At 37.4% G+C, this 16,088-nt stretch carries 15 protein-coding genes and 1 tRNA gene; 14 read left to right on the top strand and 2 right to left on the bottom strand.

Annotation, left to right across the window (positions count from 1 at the left end):
- Nucleotide 1: 1 nt before the first annotated feature.
- The 12 genes from BMY85_RS04550 to BMY85_RS04495 all read left to right on the top strand — a co-directional run bounded on the left by BMY85_RS04550 (nucleotide 2) and on the right by BMY85_RS04495 (nucleotide 10,110).
- Nucleotides 2-424 (top strand): DUF4418 family protein, encoded by a 423-nt coding sequence (locus tag BMY85_RS04550; protein ID WP_092476928.1) that lies wholly within the window; start codon nucleotides 2-4, stop codon nucleotides 422-424.
- Nucleotides 408-1,604 carry an ABC transporter permease gene (locus BMY85_RS04545; RefSeq protein WP_092476926.1) on the top strand — a complete coding sequence of 399 codons (1,197 nt, stop codon included), beginning with the start codon at nucleotides 408-410 and terminating at the stop codon, nucleotides 1,602-1,604. The genes BMY85_RS04550 and BMY85_RS04545 overlap by 17 nt, the downstream gene beginning before the upstream one ends.
- Nucleotides 1,604-2,260: an ABC transporter ATP-binding protein gene (locus tag BMY85_RS04540; protein WP_092476924.1), complete on the top strand. Its 657-nt coding sequence runs from the start codon at nucleotides 1,604-1,606 to the stop codon at nucleotides 2,258-2,260. Before BMY85_RS04545 ends, BMY85_RS04540 begins: the two co-directional genes overlap by 1 nt.
- Nucleotides 2,261-2,630: 370 nt before the next feature.
- Nucleotides 2,631-3,566: a cysteine synthase A gene (cysK, locus tag BMY85_RS04535; protein WP_092476921.1), complete on the top strand. Its 936-nt coding sequence runs from the start codon at nucleotides 2,631-2,633 to the stop codon at nucleotides 3,564-3,566.
- A 65-nt stretch (nucleotides 3,567-3,631) separates the two neighbouring features.
- Nucleotides 3,632-3,701: transfer RNA gene (locus tag BMY85_RS04530), tRNA-Cys, on the top strand.
- A gap of 52 nt (nucleotides 3,702-3,753) precedes the next feature.
- Nucleotides 3,754-4,626 carry a radical SAM protein gene (locus BMY85_RS04525; protein ID WP_092476919.1) on the top strand — a complete coding sequence of 291 codons (873 nt, stop codon included), beginning with the start codon at nucleotides 3,754-3,756 and terminating at the stop codon, nucleotides 4,624-4,626.
- Nucleotides 4,619-4,984 (top strand): NifB/NifX family molybdenum-iron cluster-binding protein, encoded by a 366-nt coding sequence (locus tag BMY85_RS04520; RefSeq protein ID WP_092476917.1) that lies wholly within the window; start codon nucleotides 4,619-4,621, stop codon nucleotides 4,982-4,984. The genes BMY85_RS04525 and BMY85_RS04520 overlap by 8 nt, the downstream gene beginning before the upstream one ends.
- A gap of 24 nt (nucleotides 4,985-5,008) precedes the next feature.
- On the top strand, nucleotides 5,009-5,848 hold the full coding sequence (gene nifH / locus BMY85_RS04515; protein WP_334292353.1) for a nitrogenase iron protein: 840 nt from the start codon (nucleotides 5,009-5,011) through the stop codon (nucleotides 5,846-5,848).
- Between the two features lie 17 nt (nucleotides 5,849-5,865).
- Nucleotides 5,866-6,864 (top strand): PLP-dependent cysteine synthase family protein, encoded by a 999-nt coding sequence (locus BMY85_RS04510; RefSeq protein ID WP_092476913.1) that lies wholly within the window; start codon nucleotides 5,866-5,868, stop codon nucleotides 6,862-6,864.
- 10 nt (nucleotides 6,865-6,874) lie between these two features.
- Entirely contained in the window at nucleotides 6,875-8,341 is a 1,467-nt protein-coding gene (locus BMY85_RS04505) for a nitrogenase component 1 (RefSeq protein WP_092476911.1), read from the top strand.
- Entirely contained in the window at nucleotides 8,341-9,639 is a 1,299-nt protein-coding gene (locus tag BMY85_RS04500; RefSeq protein ID WP_092476909.1) for a nitrogenase component 1, read from the top strand. Before BMY85_RS04505 ends, BMY85_RS04500 begins: the two co-directional genes overlap by 1 nt.
- 51 nt (nucleotides 9,640-9,690) lie before the next feature.
- Nucleotides 9,691-10,110, top strand: a complete 420-nt coding sequence (locus tag BMY85_RS04495; protein ID WP_177180633.1) for a NifB/NifX family molybdenum-iron cluster-binding protein — start codon at nucleotides 9,691-9,693, stop codon at nucleotides 10,108-10,110.
- Between the two features lie 93 nt (nucleotides 10,111-10,203).
- On the opposite strand, the gene bglS is transcribed toward BMY85_RS04495, so the two are convergent.
- Nucleotides 10,204-10,956 carry a beta-glucanase gene (gene bglS, locus BMY85_RS04490; protein WP_242939674.1) on the bottom strand — a complete coding sequence of 251 codons (753 nt, stop codon included), beginning with the start codon at nucleotides 10,954-10,956 and terminating at the stop codon, nucleotides 10,204-10,206.
- Between the two features lie 454 nt (nucleotides 10,957-11,410).
- Complete coding sequence (locus BMY85_RS04485; protein WP_092476905.1) at nucleotides 11,411-13,879, bottom strand: alpha-amylase family glycosyl hydrolase; 2,469 nt, start codon at nucleotides 13,877-13,879, stop codon at nucleotides 11,411-11,413.
- Nucleotides 13,880-14,091: 212 nt separating this feature from the next.
- Between BMY85_RS04485 and BMY85_RS04480 the strand changes: the two genes are divergently transcribed.
- Nucleotides 14,092-14,670, top strand: a complete 579-nt coding sequence (locus BMY85_RS04480; protein ID WP_092476903.1) for a xanthine phosphoribosyltransferase — start codon at nucleotides 14,092-14,094, stop codon at nucleotides 14,668-14,670.
- 65 nt (nucleotides 14,671-14,735) lie between these two features.
- Nucleotides 14,736-16,034: a uracil-xanthine permease family protein gene (locus BMY85_RS04475; RefSeq protein ID WP_092476900.1), complete on the top strand. Its 1,299-nt coding sequence runs from the start codon at nucleotides 14,736-14,738 to the stop codon at nucleotides 16,032-16,034.
- The last annotated feature ends 54 nt before the right edge of the window (nucleotides 16,035-16,088 follow it).

Here is a 16,088-nt window from a genome sequence, read left to right as displayed (position 1 = left end):
AATGAAATTATTGAAATGGATAAATGGATTGTTAGGTTTGCTTTCTGTGCTTATTGTGGCTGGAGTGTACCAGTTTGCACATGTATGTACATCTATGGAAGGAATGAAGCCACCTTGCCATGTTACGAGGACTTGGTCCGTCATTCTAGGGATTAGTCTGGCTGTTATTTCCATTATTTTGATTTTTATTAAGAATTCTATTATACGAAATGTGCTTTTGGGGATTCGTTTTATATTTAGCTTAGCAATTGTATTGCTTCCTGATATCATTGCACCAGTTTGTAAAATGAAGACGATGCATTGTTACCTGTATACCAGACCATTTTTAATTTTAATCGGCGTTTTATTAATTAGTTTTGAATTAGTCCATTTTCTAATGGCAAAATATCTGGTAAAAGGAGGAAAGCATGGGGCGTTATCTTGAACTGGTTCTCAAAAGCATAAAAGCAAAAATATATCGAAGTATGGGATTGATTCTGATAGCTCTAATATTATCAGCAGTTATTGAACTTGGAACTTTGATAACGTTAGGCATGAAAAAAGGAAGCCAAAGTGTTGTAGAACGAATGGGAGCAGATCTGATTGTAGTACCAGAAGGAACGGAAAAAGATTTTGAAGGGATTCTTCTGACGGCAAAGAAGGGAACTTTTTATATGGATTCCTCTGTAATGGAACAGATAAAACGTACAAAGGGAATAGAATGTTTATCACCACAGACGTTTCTTATGACATTGGATAGTTCTTGTTGTGACCAGCCTGTGCAGGTGGTTGGGATTGATCTTAAAAGTGATTTTACAGTTAGGCCTTGGGTACAAAACAGGTATTTGAAATCTTTAAAAAATGGAGCCATAGTAACAGGAAGCAGAATTGGAATAAGAAAGGATAAGACATTTCAGATGTTTGGGAAAAGATTACCAGTTGCTGCAGAACTTGATGAAAGCGGTTCCTCCATGGATTCAACTGTTTATGTCAGCATAAGTGAAATACCAGATTTATTACAGGCTGCAAAAAAAGCAAGTCAAGGATTACTAGAAGAAGTAAATGAAAATAATATTTCCGCTGTAATGGTTAGAGTAAAGAAAGAGGAAAACATTTCTGCAGTGGCTGCCAGACTAACCAGAATAGACGGGGTTGAAATTATAACAGCGGATTCGGTTTCTAGAAAATTATCCAATGAGCTAAAGAGGACATATGTTACCTATGTGGGATTAGAGGCAGCGATGTTTCTTATGGGATTTTTTATTTTGTATATCAGTTATTTTATTGCTATAAATGAGAGAAGGAAAGAGATAGAAACTTTTAGAATTATAGGGATGAGCAGAAAAATGGTAAATAAGTTTCTGTTAGAAGAGGCCATGATTATATCAGGTGTGGGAGCATTGGCAGGTTCTTTTTTGGGTATTTTATCTTTTACGTTATTTAGTCAGTTAATTACATATAAAGTGGGGTTTCCTTTTGCGATACCTAATATTTGGGAGAGACTATCTATATTCGTTATGAGTGCTGCAATTACCACAATTGCTGGACCAGTTAGTATTATGAGCACAATAAGAAAAGTATGTTCGGATTATATTATAAACGGTGGTGAAAAGGGGAGGATGTAATGGAGATCAGACTGGAACATATCAAGAAAATATATGCTCATGGGAATCGGAAATTAAAGGTATTAGATGATGTTACTATGAATATCCCATCAGGCAATTTTTTTGTAATAGAAGGACCAAGTGGAAGTGGAAAAAGTACCTTGCTAGGTATCATAGCTGGTCTGATACCACCCACTTCGGGAACCGTTTCTTATGATAAGGAACAGATTACAGGACTTGATGATAATGGAAAGTCAGTGATTCGGAATTTAAAAACTGGAATTGTAATGCAAGATAATACCTTAGTTCCATATTTAACGGTTTATGAAAATGTGGATTTGCCCAATTATATCGATTCATTAAAAAATAAAAAGAGCAAGTCGGATAATTCTTTAGTTATTGAAAACTTATTAGATGAAGTTGGACTGTCAGAATTAAAAAATGAATTTACCGAGAATCTGTCGGGTGGCGAAATAAAGAGAGCAGCTATAGCAAGAGCACTGGTAAGAGAGCCTGAACTTCTTATTATGGACGAGCCAACTGCAAACCTTGATCGAGACAATGTTGAAAAAGTGTTAAAGCTGCTTCGCAGAATGGCAGATAAGGGAAGGACGGTGATTATTGCAACGCATGAAAGTGAGGCACGCAAATATTCAGATACGGTTGTGCAGTTATAATGATAGAAATGGACGATCCGTAAGGAATGAAAGCCTGCGTGGTTATAATTAATAGTTATCACAAACGATAATTTCTATCAAATTTTCAAATACGAATATATATGGTAGGATATAGTCAATCCAAATGAAGGAGAAAAAAATAAAAAAAGGAAGGGTAAATTAAGATGAGAATAAATACGAATGCAACAAATGAATGTATGTGCTGTTTTATGGCTGTATATGTTGATACGGTTTATTCTTTATACACTTTATTAGGATAGCTGATTCAAAAAAATGAAAATGTTTGACAGTTACCATAAAGTGTGGTGGCTGTTTTTTTTATCAAATTTATCAAAATAAGAAGTTAATTGAAAAGCAAGGAGGAAATATTATGAGTGAAATTAAAGAAAGTGCATTAGAATTAATTGGGGATACTCCAATACTTAAGCTGAATGGTTATGCAAAGAAGAAGGAAATTAAGGATGTGACATTGCTTGCTAAAGTGGAATATTTGAATCCGGCAGGTTCTGTGAAGGACAGAATTGCACTTGCAATGATAGAAGATGCCGAAAAACAAGGAATTCTAAAAGAAGGTGCAACAATTATTGAGCCAACTAGTGGGAATACAGGAATTGGCCTGGCGGCAGTAGCAGCAGCAAAAGGATATAAAGCAATTCTTACATTGCCAGATACAATGAGTATAGAGAGAAGGAATCTGTTAAAAGCTTATGGTGCAGAACTGGTACTTACGGAAGGGGCCAGAGGAATGAAAGGAGCAATTGAAAAAGCAGATGAGCTTAATAAACAAATAAAGGATTCTGTTATCCTTGGACAGTTTGTAAATCCTTCAAATCCAAAAATCCACAAAGAAACAACGGGTCCAGAAATCTGGAAACAAACGGATGGCAAAGTTGATATTTTTATAGCAGGCGTTGGTACTGGTGGAACAATTACAGGTGTTGGAGAGTATTTGAAAGAACAAAACCCTGATGTAAAAATTGTAGCAGTTGAGCCTGCTAGCAGCCCGGTTTTATCAAAAGGTACAGCAGGACCTCATAAAATTCAGGGAATTGGGGCTGGATTTGTCCCAACAGTTTTAAATACTTCTGTGTATGATGAGGTTATTACAATTGAAAATGAAGATGCTTTTAAAGAAGGAAGGACATTTGCATTATCTGAGGGTATTCTGGTTGGAATCTCGTCAGGAGCGGCATTAAAAGCTGCAGAAATTTTGGCATCAAGACCTGAAAACAAAGGAAAGACAATTGTTGTACTGCTTCCAGATTCAGGAGATCGATATTTATCAACACCATTATTTAGTAATTAAGCAAAAAAGTTCCTAGTGGGGAGATGAAGTAACTGTATATAAGCAAAAAATCTCCCTGTAAGTTTGATGCTGTAGCCGCTGGTATGGCATAGGTTTGCAAAACTGAAGTTGGTGGTTCGAATCCACCCAGTATCATTTGTTCTGTTAAATTAACAGGATAGAAAGCAGATGGAAAGAAGGTGTCATATTGAAGAATACATATAAGGATTTGCAGAATTCCCATCCATGTTTTGGAGGGCACAAAAATAATGCCGGAAGGATACATTTGCCAGTCTGTCCAGGATGCAATATTGCCTGCAGGTTTTGCGACAGAACAAGGAATGATGTTGAAGAAAGGCCAGGTGTTACATCTAAAATTTTAAAACCAGAAGAATGTATAGATATTCTTGGGAAAGCATTGGATATATGCCCAGATATCAAAGTGGCAGGAATTGCCGGTCCAGGGGATACGTTAGCATCTGATTATGCATTAAGAACGTTTCGTATCATAAAAGAGCATTATCCAGAACTGATTAAATGCATGAGTACCAATGGTTTGCTGCTTAGTGAAAGGGCAGATGAAGTAATCGCAGTGGGAATTGATTCTTTGACGGTAACTGTAAATGCAGTGGATCCTGAAATAGAAAGTAAGTTAAATTCATATATTCTGTATCATGGAGAAAAGATAGAAGGAGCTGAGGGAGCGAAAATTCTGATAAAGAATCAATTAGAAGGAATTAGGAAAATTTCTTCTGCAGGAATTACCATTAAGGTAAATACGGTACTGGTTCCAGGAATAAATGATGGGCATATTGAGGAAATTGCCAAAACCGTTAAAGAGGCAGGAGCAAGTATTTATAATATAATTCCTCTGATTCCACAGCATGAATTAAAGAACTTAAGAGCTCCTGTATGTGCGGAGATTGATTCCGCAAGAACTAAGGCAGCGAAGTATATAGATGTTTTCCGGCATTGCCAGCATTGCAGAGCAGATGCTATAGGCGTACCAGGCAAGTCCGAATTTGGGGATCAGATCTATCAAAGAAGAATGCGTGTGAAGGAGACATTTTCACATGGATAATAATAAATTTTTTGTAGCGGTTGCTTCTAGTGATGGGATTGTAGTGAATAATCATTTTGGAAGAGCAAGAAATTTCTACATATATGAAATAGAAATAGGAAATGCGACAGAGATTCGTCTGGTGGAAAAAAGAACGGTAGAGCCTGTATGCGAAGGTGGCAATCATGATGATGAAAAACTAAGAAAGAATTTGATGAAACTTGCAGATTGTAAATATTTGGTGGTTAGCAGGATTGGAGATGGTGCATCATTTGCTGCATCTAGTATGGGAATTACTCCAATGGAACTGCCAGGAGAGATACAAGTATCACTTAACCAATTAATTAAGTATATTCAAATACAAAATTTATTTTCATAAGAAAGGAAGAAATATATGAGTGAAATTAGACAAATTGCAATTTATGGAAAAGGTGGAATTGGAAAATCAACAACGACACAGAACTTAACAGCAGGATTAGTTGAACATGGAAAAAAAGTCATGGTAGTTGGATGTGATCCAAAAGCAGATTCTACAAGACTTTTATTAGGTGGATTAGCACAGAAAACAGTTTTAGATACAATTCGAGAAGAGGGGGAGGACATTGCACTTGAGAGAATTTTAAAAGAAGGTTATGGTGGAACAAAATGTGTAGAGTCAGGTGGTCCTGAACCAGGTGTAGGCTGTGCTGGACGAGGAATTATTACATCCATCAACATGCTTGAAAATCTTGGAGCATATACGGAAGATTTGGATTATGTATTTTATGATGTATTAGGGGATGTAGTGTGTGGTGGATTTGCAATGCCTATTAGAGAAGGAAAGGCAAAAGAAATTTATATTGTAGCTAGTGGAGAAATGATGGCATTATATGCTGCAAATAATATTTCAAAAGGAATCCAAAGATATGCAAGAACAGGAGGAGTTCGGTTAGGTGGAATTATATGTAATTCTAGAAATGTAGATAGGGAACTGGATCTTCTTCGTGCATTTGCAAAGGAACTTGGAACAAAGCTTCTTTATTTTGTACCAAGAGATAATATCGTTCAACATGCAGAGATTAATAAGAAAACGGTTATTGAATACAGGCCAGATTCTAATCAGGCACAAGAATATAGAAATCTTGCTCAGGCTGTTATTGAAAATACAGATTTTGTAATTCCAACACCTATGACACAGGAAAGATTGGAAGAAATCCTTATGGAGTATGGAATGATGGAACTTGCAGATGACTATAAAATTTAAGAAAGGCGGGATATGCAATGGGAAAAATCAGACAGTCAATAACAGAATTAGTGGGAAGAACACCTCTTTTAGAACTTGTCAATTATGAAAAGAAAAATAATCTTCAGGCGAAAATTTTAGTGAAATTAGAGTATTTTAATCCGAATCAGAGTGTAAAGGACAGAATTGCTTTGGCTATGATTGAAGACGCCGAAAAGAAAGGACTTTTAAAGCCGGGATATACGATTGTCGAAACAACCAGTGGCAATACTGGAATTGGCCTTGCGGCAATTGCAGCAGCCAAAGGCTATAAATTCAGGGTTTATATACAAGATAATGTTAGTCAGGAAAGATTTCAGGTAATAAAAGCATTTGGAGGCGAAACCATAAAATTATCAGAAGTACCTGAAATTGATGAAGTGCTGAAAGCTACCAATGGTGATTTTGTGGCTGCTATTGCAGCACTTCGTGAGAAAGTGCTATCGAAAGAAGAACATATATATTTTGTTGATCAGACTGCCAATCCAGCTAATCCGGGCATTCATGAAATTACAACAGGTCCTGAAATATGGGAGGATACAGAAGGAAATGTAGATATACTAGTTGCAAATGTTGGCACTGGTGGAACTGTATCAGGAACAGGAAAGTTTTTAAAGAAAAAGAATCCAAAAGTAAAAGTGGTAGCAATACAGCCGGGAAAGAATTCCTTGCCAAGTGAAGAGAATCCTGATCCTGAAGAAATTACTGGTGTACATCCATTTGAAGGCGTACCAGTAGAAAGAGTACCTTCTACGATGGATTTAAGTATTTATGATGAAAAATATGAAGTTGAAACCATTCAAGCGTATCAGGCAGCCAGAGAGGCTGCAAAAACAGATGGTATTTTAATTGGTACATCTTCAGGAGCTGCAATATATGCCGCAACACAGCTGGCAAAGAGACCTGAAAATAAAGGAAAAACAATTGTGGCAGTGTTGCCAGATACAGGACTTAGATACCTTTCAACCAATTTATTTAATGAGGATTATGCAGGATAGGAGTGTTCACATGTCGATTAATTTAAGCAATTCCAATATTGCGACAAGAGAAAATAGAATCGGTTCCATAACAGGGTATATTGGTTCCTTAAAAGATCTTGCCAGCCAAAGTGAATGTGGAACGTTAAAAGGCTGTTCCAGATGTTTTTCCCAGTCTAGTACTTGTCTTTCTTCTTGTGCTTTGGGACAATTGTCAGGAATCCGTGATGTAGCAGTGATTCATCATGGACCAGCAGGATGTTCTGTTGCAGCTTCGTCTGCATACTATATGTCTAGAGTTATGGCGAAAAAAAGGGGTGTTACGAGCAGTACGGTTTATGTTGGGACCGATATGAATGAAAATGATACCATTTTTGGTTCTACAGAAAGTTTAAGAAAAGTTATTTTAGAGGTAAATAAAAGGTATTCACCTAAGGCTATTTTTGTATCAAGTTCCTGTGCAACAGGTATTATTGGTGAGGACATTGACAGCATTGTAGATGAAGTCAGAGAGGAAGTTAAAGTTCCTATTGTTGCAGTACACTGTGAAGGTTTCAAATCCAGAATCTGGGCAACAGGATTTGATATTTCCGATCATGCAGTCCTTCAGGAAATTGTACAGCCGCCAAGAGAAGGAATTAAGACAAATAAAATAAATTTTAAAAATTTCTTTGAAAGTGCAAGGCCTGAAATTATTGAGATATTTAAAAATTTTGATTTAGAGCCTGTATTTTTATACTGTAATTCCACAATAGAGGAGCTGTCCCATTTATCAGAAAGCTTAGCGACAACTTGTATTTGCGGAACGTTAGGCAATTATCTGGGTAATGCACTGGAGGAAAAGTATGGTGTTCCATACATAAGAAGTATCAATCAATGTGGTATCACAGGTTTTGAAACTTGGCTTAGAGAAATTGGAAAGGTGACAGGACGTAGCGAAAAAGTAGAAAAATACATAGAGGAGCAGAGAGCAATCTATATTCCACAGATTGAAGAAGTCAAAAAAGAACTAAAAGGCTTAACAGCTGTGCTAGGTATGGGTCCTGGGTATACATTTGAAGTTTCAAGGGTGTTAGATGAACTTGGAATTAAAGTGGTATGGGCGTTAGCTTGGCATTATGATAAAAAATATGAAAATGGCGATGTACCTCCTTCTATGAAGTACCTGTTGGACAATGACATTGATTTTGAAGCAAGTGTTGCAGACCAGCAGAATTATGAGGTAATGAATATTCTTCATAAATATCAGCCAGATATGTATCTTTCACGTCATCCAGGTTCAACAGTGTGGGCTATTAAAAATGGAACACCAGCTATATATGTTGCTGATGAGTATATGATTTTTGGTTATAAGCATACGTTAGAGTTTGCAAAAACCATTTTAGATGCAGTAAGGAATAGAAGTTTCGAGAAAAATCTTGCGAAGAGGACAAAGCTTCCATATACGGACTGGTGGTATCAGCAAAATGTAGATGCATTTCTTGAGGAGGCGAAGTAATGGCAAAGTTATTAGATAAACAAAGATATAAATGTGCACTAGGTGCAATGCAGACGGTTCAGGCAATTGAAAGAGCACTGCCTATATTACACTCAGGACCAGGCTGTGCTCAGAAACTTTCAGATACGATAGGCAGTTCTGGATATTTTTCTCCGAATATTTTTCCTTGTACCAGTATCAATGAGAAGGATGTAGTATTTGGAGGTGTAAAAAAACTTCATTCAACCATAGAAAATGCATTGAAAGTGGTAGATGCTGATTTATATGTTGTTCTTACTGGATGTATTCCTGAAATAGTTGGTGATGATTCGGGAGAGGTGGTATCTCAATTTTCAGATACCCAGAAACCAGTAATCTATGCCCCAACTGCTGGATTTAAAGGCAATAATTATAAAGGACATGAGCAGGTAGTGGATGCAATTATTGATCAGTATCTGAAAAAATCAGAAACAAAACAAAAGGGACTGGTTAATATCTGGGCAGATGTTCCTTATCAGGATCTTTTTTGGCTTGGCAATATCAGAGAACTAGAGAAATTAATGAAAGAACTTGGTCTGATACCTAATACTATTTTTGGGTATCAGCGTGGGATAGACAATATCAATAAAATACCAGAAGCTGAGTTTAATCTCCTTGTTTCATCTTGGGTGGGAGCTGGAAATATGAAAAAAATGGAGAAAAAATTTGGAATTCCATATCTTCACTATCCGACTCTCCCAATTGGAGCTACGGAGACTAGTAAATTCCTGCGAGAAGTTGGTAAGTTTGCTGGGGTAGAGAAGGAAAAGGTGGAAGCTGTCATTAAGGAACAGGAAGATTATTATTATTATTTAATTGAGAGATATGCGGATCTTTTTCTTGAAAACCGAGTTATCAATAAGCAGTTTACCGTTGTGGCAGATGCACAGTATACACTAGGAATTACCAAGTTCCTTGTAAATGATTTAGGTCTTATTCCAGCAAAACAATTTATCGTAGACGATACTCCAAAGAGTTATAGGGAACAGATTGTACAGGAGTTTAAAAATCTTAATTATGGCATAGAGGCAGATGTTTCATTTGAAACAGATGGATATAAGATACATGAGGAAATACGCAGTCATGATTATCATGGTTATCCTTTGGTTCTTGGAGGATATTATGAAAAAGAAGTGACAGAAGAACTTAAGGGGAATTTCCTTAATGTTGCATGGCCAGTACAGGATAAGGTGGTTCTTGATGATTTTTATGTTGGGTATACAGGAGGTATCCGGTTAATAGAAGATATTTATACAGTAGCTGTACAGCGATTTAACTAGATTTATCTTCTGTCTTTATTGGCCAGGAATACAGGAAGGAGTGAGTATACCGTGTATAGAATAGCGATAGGTTCTTCCAATGGTGAAATAGTGGATTTAAAATTTGGAGAAGTTTCTGAATTCATAATATATGAAGCTGAGGGGGAACAATATAGACTTCTCGAAAGAAGACTGGTTAGAGAGGAAGCATTATCACAGAATGAATTTTGTAACAGTGGATGTGGAACCAATGGCTGTTCGGGAAATGGGAAAAGATGTAGTGGACCGTCTGACGTACTGAAAAAAGTTGCATTGATAGAAGACTGCAGGTGTGTGGTGTGTAAAAAGATAGGGTTTCAGGCACAAAAACAGTTTGAGAAAAAGGCAGTTTCTGTATTTGATGTGGAATGCCCAGTGTCTGAAGCTTTGGATAAAATCACATCTTATTACAATAAGGTAGATAAACATCAGCCTGTTTCATTACCCAGATAGAAGATAAATGATTTTTTGGAGCCAAAAGCCAGCTCACTCCATATAGAATGAGATGGCTTTTGTTACATATTCTATCAATTACATTTCTGGAAATTAACTGAATTTTCTGGTATAAGAGAACCAGTCATACTGAGCAGTAAGGCCTGTTCTTCCATTATATTGTCCTAACCAGGAATCTACACCAATACCATTCCAGATATTCATCATAATATGTCCAGCAGTATCAGGAACATCGCTGCTATAAACTGTGTGCACTTCTCTGTTGTCAACAAACCATGAAATTCTGCCAGGAAGCCATAAGAAACTGTATGTATGGAAACCTTGAGAAGCATCGAAACCTAAGTTATAAACATATTCATGATTGCCCCTGCCGTTTGAATAGTAGTTAAATTGTACCTGTCTTGTATTTTTGCCAAGGAATTCAATATCAATTTCATCCCATTTTGTACCATCAGAAGGACCAGTGTAAGTGAAGAAGGAACTAACGATTCCAGGATTGCTTGCTGGTTTCATGCTGACGTCATACATGCCATAACCATAGTTGCCATTGGTACGGTATTCTCCACCAGTATAGCCACTATAATCTCTGTTAAGGCTAAGGTTCATTTTTCCACCATTAAACTGTACATTGCTTCTTCTCCAGGTACAGTTGAACATATCGCCGTTTGAGTAGCCATCGGCTATGTTAAATAGTCCGCCTTCATGATAATCGAAGCCCCAGCCTAAATTACCTGCACCACTGTATGCACTTGCTGCATCAACTCCAACTGCACCACCTAATACGCTTAATGTCATCATTGCACTGCATGCGATACCTGCTACTAATTTTTTTGCAAATTTTCTCATAAAAATACCTCCTCATGTGGAAAGAAAACCCAAGCAGCAGCTACCCCAATAGTGATGCCTGTAAGTCCAGATACTTAGATGGCTTTTTAGTTTTCTTTTACCGAACATTTTATCAGTTACCCCGTTAATTTGTGTTAAAGTTCCACATAATCCAAAGAATCAGGAGAGTATGTAGAACTTCTGCTGATGGTTATATCTTAGCATTTATGGACTGCTTCTTATATCACATTCTTTCGTTTTCTATCATATGTTTGTGAGTTTTTTTTGGGATTTCTAAATTGAGCAAACTGCGGTTGGCTTTGTTTTGGTGTGTATGTTTAGCACCTGTCCTTTAGGGCGTATTTTTTATGTTATATGTTCATAAACGGCATTATTGGAAATAAGAACTTTTCCAGTAATGTAAAAAGCTGTGTCTTCACCTGTTAAGATGAAGACACAGCTTGGTAATGGTTATTTATTGGATGGTATAGGACATATCGTTATTCAGTCGAATATAAGTGCTGCCCTTTAAGCCTTTAATATCAGCAGTCTGTCTGCCAGAACCGTTATTTAACACTAAGTTATAACTATCTGTACTATTTAAGTCCAGTACATAATATCCATCAGCATTTTTCTGAGTCAGTTTTGTACCAGGCCATGAACCTGATAAAATAGTACCAGATCCTTTCCATGCATATACATAAGGAACAAAATCAGAGTCAATGTATACGATGTCTTTTGTAGGTCTTTCTGTTTTGTCAATGGTATAAGACATGTTGTTCTTAACCGTAATCCAGTTCTTCCCAGACAAACCTGTGATATCGGCTGTCTGCCAGCCAGAACCATTGTTGATGACTATGTTGTATTTGGCTGTTCCACCTAGTACGAATTTGTAATAGCCATTTTCTGTCTGAGTCATTCTAGTACCAGGCCAAGTACCAGCTAATTCTGTATTAGTGCCTTTCCAAGCATACACATAAGGAACAAAGTCGGATTTGATATAAACAGTATTCACGCATTCAGATGGCTGGTTAGATGGCTGTGGTGTGTTTGTCGGAGCAGCAGAAGGCGTAGGTGTTGGGATAACCCCATTCGCCTGTTCTAATAAAATGGTTCCGTTCTTTCCGCTGTTACAAGTTACTTTTCCATTCTGTACAGTTACGGTAGTATTGTCGTAAGCATTTCGAAGAGTTGTTCCGTTTGCCCATAAAGAGGAAACAGTAATCGTAACGTTGGCATTATTGGAACATCCAATGCAGGCAGCAATTTTATCATAGATATTTTTGGCTGAATTTGAATAGGTTCTGGAAAATGCAATTCCGCTGGTTGTAGAAAGGGAAGCATTCTGGCCTGCACCTACTGAAATGTGGTTTTTACGGAATGTACCAACTTTTTGCCAGTGGGAAAGTACATTCTGGTCAATGCTGTTCCAGTTCATATCACTACGAACATCATGATTTCCACCTTTATCAGCATTATAGTCATAAGGACGGTTTGTTTCGTCACCATAATAGATCTGGACACCGCCTGGACATAACAGGAAGGAAGAACCATTATAGATAGAATCTCCCCTTGCTAATATGGTGTCGTGAGAGGAAATGTAGGATAATACATTGAAATATGGATCGGAATTAATTTTGCTTGCGTATTCATTGTATGTATTGGCAACGTTATATTTGTCTAAGCCATTACCACCTTGAGTACTGAAGTTAATGATAGAATCAAAACCACCATTGTAATAATAGGAGTCTTTGTAAACCCCATGTCCCCATACTTCGCCAGTCATCCAGAATGGAGTATCGTCCATTGCTTTGCTAGGATTTTTTGCTTTCCAGTCTGCCAAGGCTTCTGTACAAGCTGATTTCAAAGTACTCCAGGAAGCTAAATCTACGTGTTTTGCAGTGTCACAGCGGAAACCATCAATTCCGAATTCACGTACCCAGGACTGAAGCCAGTAGGTAATGCAGTTGGTAACCGTCATATTTTTATTGTGGGAGGAAAGATAAGAAGTAAGTCCGTTGTATTCCTGGCTGTATCTGCCTTCACGTTCCCATTTGGTTTTTAGGAATGTAGGGATGGATACACGGTTCTGGGATTCTGTACGGAAATCAGGTAATCCACTTAGGTTCTGTCTCTGGTCTGAATTGTCTCCAGCCTGATAACCAGGTAATCCAGAACGAATCCAGTCATTGCCCCACCATTTTCCCCAGTCATAGCTGGAAGAATTATAGTCAATTACATTGTGGTAAGTAGAGTTGTTGATGCCGGAAGCACGGTAATAAGCATTCTGCCAGCCATTTTTTAATGTACCAAATCCGTATTCATTCATGTCGTAAGAAGTGTTGTAGCCAGCGTGGTTCATAACTACATCCAGTACAATACGGATTCCGTGCTCATGGGCAGTATCTACAAGTGTTTTAAATTCCTCTCTGGTACCGAAGTTTTTGTCTGTTGTGGTGTAATCCAGAACATAATAACCATGGTAAGAGTAGTGGGCGTAACTTTCAGAAGCGTCACTGCCAATTACATAACCATGGATCTGTTCATAAGGAGCACTTAACCAGATGGCATTGACACCTAAATTATCAAAATAGCCATCGTTAATCTTGTCTGTGATTCCTTTGAAGTCACCACCGTGGAAGGTTGCCGCATTGTTTGCATAGTTAATCTTGCTTCCATTCTGATATAATCCTCTGTTGTAAGAGTGGTCGTTTGATGTGTTTCCATTTTTAAACCGGTCTGTTAATAGGAAATACACATTGGCATTGTCCCAGGAAAATGGACTGTCTGCTTTTTCAGTAATGGAAGAAGCTGCCTTAACTGTCTGGTTAGAATGGTTACTTTGTAAGTCAAAATACCCACATGGCTGTGAAGCCAACATGGTAGCCATTGCTAACAGGCCAGCAAAGGTTCGTTTAATAAGTTTCTGTTTTTTTAGATACATTGTTATAACCTCCTTTGATTTTTTATTATATACAGGATATCGTATATATATATGATATCGTGGCTAGGCTGGAGAGGGAATATAAATAATCTAATATTTATATGAAATATCTGTTTTATGAAAAAAGGCAAGCTATTGTAACCTTGGTATTATGTGATATAATAAAACAGGCTATGTTCAACATAAAAAAGAGAAAGGCAAGGGAATAACAGATGAAGTTACTGGAAGAAAGAATCAGAAGAGACGGTGTAGTGAAAGAAGGAAATATTCTGAAGGTAGACAGTTTTTTAAACCACCAGATGGATACAGCCTTGTTTGCAGAACTGGGGAAAGAGTGGAAACGGTTATTTGAAGACAAACCAATTAATAAGATTTTAACAATTGAGGCATCTGGTATTGGAATCGCATGTATTGCTGCACAGCAATTTGGCGTGCCAGTTGTATTTGCCAAAAAAACGCAGACACTTAACATTGATGGTGAGGTGTATACATCAAAGATACATTCTTTCACCCATAGCAAAGATTACGATGTAATAGTGTCTAAGAAGTTTCTAGGAAAAGAGGATCATGTGTTAATCATTGATGATTTCCTTGCAAATGGATGTGCATTAGAGGGGCTTATGAATATGGTTATGGATTCTGGTGCAGTTCTGGAAGGAATCGGTATTGCAGTTGAAAAAGGATTTCAAAAAGGAGGCAGGCTGATTCGTCAGAAGGGTGTTCGCTTAGAGTCACTTGCTATTATAGAATCTATGGATGCAAAAACAGGGGAAATTGTATTTCGTTCCTGATTTGTATACAGAATTTATGTTATCAGTATAAAAAAACAGAAAGAGAATAAACGAGGAAGATTAAGATGAAAGAGAATATATATAAACTAGACGGGAAGATTTCCCTTGGACAGGCTGTACCATTTGGCTTGCAGCATATTTTAGCAATGTTTGTTGCCAATATTACTCCGATTTTTATTGTTGCAGGTGCAGCAGGGATTGGCTCTGGACAAATGGCGAAACTGATTCAAAGTGCAATGTTAGTTGCGGGAATTGGAACCTTGATTCAGCTTTTTCCACTATGGAAAATTGGTTCTGGACTTCCAGTTGTAATGGGAATCAGTTTTACGTTTGTTACGGTTTTATGTTTTGTTGCCAGTACATATGATTATGGAACCGCTATGGGTGCTGTGTTAGTGGGCGGCATTATAGAAGGTATTCTTGGACTGTTTGCAAAGTACTGGAGAAAGTTTATTACTCCTATTGTTGCTGCTTGTGTCGTAATTTCTATTGGTTTCAGTTTATTAAATGTAGGTGCAAATTCATTTGGTGGTGGAAATGGCGCAAAAGATTTTGGTTCTGCCAAGAACCTGATAGCAGGTACGATAACCTTATTATGCTGTTTTTTGTTTCACATATTTGCAAAATCTTATTGGAAACAGTTAAATGTTCTATTTGGGCTTATTATAGGATACATTGCGGCATGCTTTATGGGAATGGTTGATTTCTCAAGTGTAACCCATAGCGGCATTATTTCACTGCCACAGATTATGCCTTTTGCACCGAAATTTAATATAAGTGCAATTATATCTGTTACGCTGATTTTCCTAGTGTCCGCAACGGAGACGATAGGAGATACGTCTGCTCTTGCAATGTCAGGATTAGGAAGGGAAGTAACGGAGAAAGAAATTGCAGGTTCTATTGCATGCGATGGATTTGTCAGTTCTTTATCTTCCATCTTTGGGTGTCTGCCAATTACTTCTTTTAGCCAGAATGTAGGTCTGATAGCTATGACGAAAGTTGTAAATCGTTATGCAATAGGGGCTGGAGCTGTTATTATGGTATTGGCAGGTTTATTTCCGGCAGTTGGAGCTTTGCTTGGAACATTGCCAGAGGCAGTTTTAGGCGGATGTACTATTATGATGTTTGGCACAATTGTAGCAAGTGGCATTCAGATGATCAGCAGATGCGGATTTTCTCAGAGAAATATTACAATTGCAGCATTGTCTTTAAGTGTGGGAATTGGATTTACGCAAGTACCAGAGATTTTTTCTATATTTCCAGCCGTTGTACAAAATGTATTTGCAAGCAATTGCGTAGCAGTTGTATTTTTAATTGCTTTAATCTCTAATTTAGTGCTGCCAAAAGACATGGAACGGAAATAAGGAACCCCTTACCCTATAAACCCTATGAAATCACATTCATAATCACTATGCTTA

The organism is [Clostridium] polysaccharolyticum, from assembly GCF_900111595.1.
Lineage (GTDB): Bacteria > Bacillota > Clostridia > Lachnospirales > Lachnospiraceae > Clostridium_AI > Clostridium_AI polysaccharolyticum.
This window is presented reverse-complemented; position numbering and strand designations above follow the sequence as displayed.

Bases quoted from the DNA above. Each gene is read 5' to 3' on its own strand.
- BMY85_RS04550 (WP_092476928.1), top strand. From the start codon at position 2: ATGAAATTATTGAAATGGATAAATGGATTGTTAGGTTTGCTTTCTGTG.
- BMY85_RS04545 (WP_092476926.1), top strand. From the start codon at position 408: ATGGGGCGTTATCTTGAACTGGTTCTCAAAAGCATAAAAGCAAAAATA.
- BMY85_RS04540 (WP_092476924.1), top strand. From the start codon at position 1,604: ATGGAGATCAGACTGGAACATATCAAGAAAATATATGCTCATGGGAAT.
- cysK (WP_092476921.1), top strand. From the start codon at position 2,631: ATGAGTGAAATTAAAGAAAGTGCATTAGAATTAATTGGGGATACTCCA.
- BMY85_RS04520 (WP_092476917.1), top strand. From the start codon at position 4,619: ATGGATAATAATAAATTTTTTGTAGCGGTTGCTTCTAGTGATGGGATT.
- BMY85_RS04510 (WP_092476913.1), top strand. From the start codon at position 5,866: ATGGGAAAAATCAGACAGTCAATAACAGAATTAGTGGGAAGAACACCT.
- BMY85_RS04505 (WP_092476911.1), top strand. From the start codon at position 6,875: ATGTCGATTAATTTAAGCAATTCCAATATTGCGACAAGAGAAAATAGA.
- BMY85_RS04500 (WP_092476909.1), top strand. From the start codon at position 8,341: ATGGCAAAGTTATTAGATAAACAAAGATATAAATGTGCACTAGGTGCA.
- bglS (WP_242939674.1), bottom strand. From the start codon at position 10,956: ATGAGAAAATTTGCAAAAAAATTAGTAGCAGGTATCGCATGCAGTGCA.
- BMY85_RS04485 (WP_092476905.1), bottom strand. From the start codon at position 13,879: ATGTATCTAAAAAAACAGAAACTTATTAAACGAACCTTTGCTGGCCTG.
- BMY85_RS04480 (WP_092476903.1), top strand. From the start codon at position 14,092: ATGAAGTTACTGGAAGAAAGAATCAGAAGAGACGGTGTAGTGAAAGAA.
- BMY85_RS04475 (WP_092476900.1), top strand. From the start codon at position 14,736: ATGAAAGAGAATATATATAAACTAGACGGGAAGATTTCCCTTGGACAG.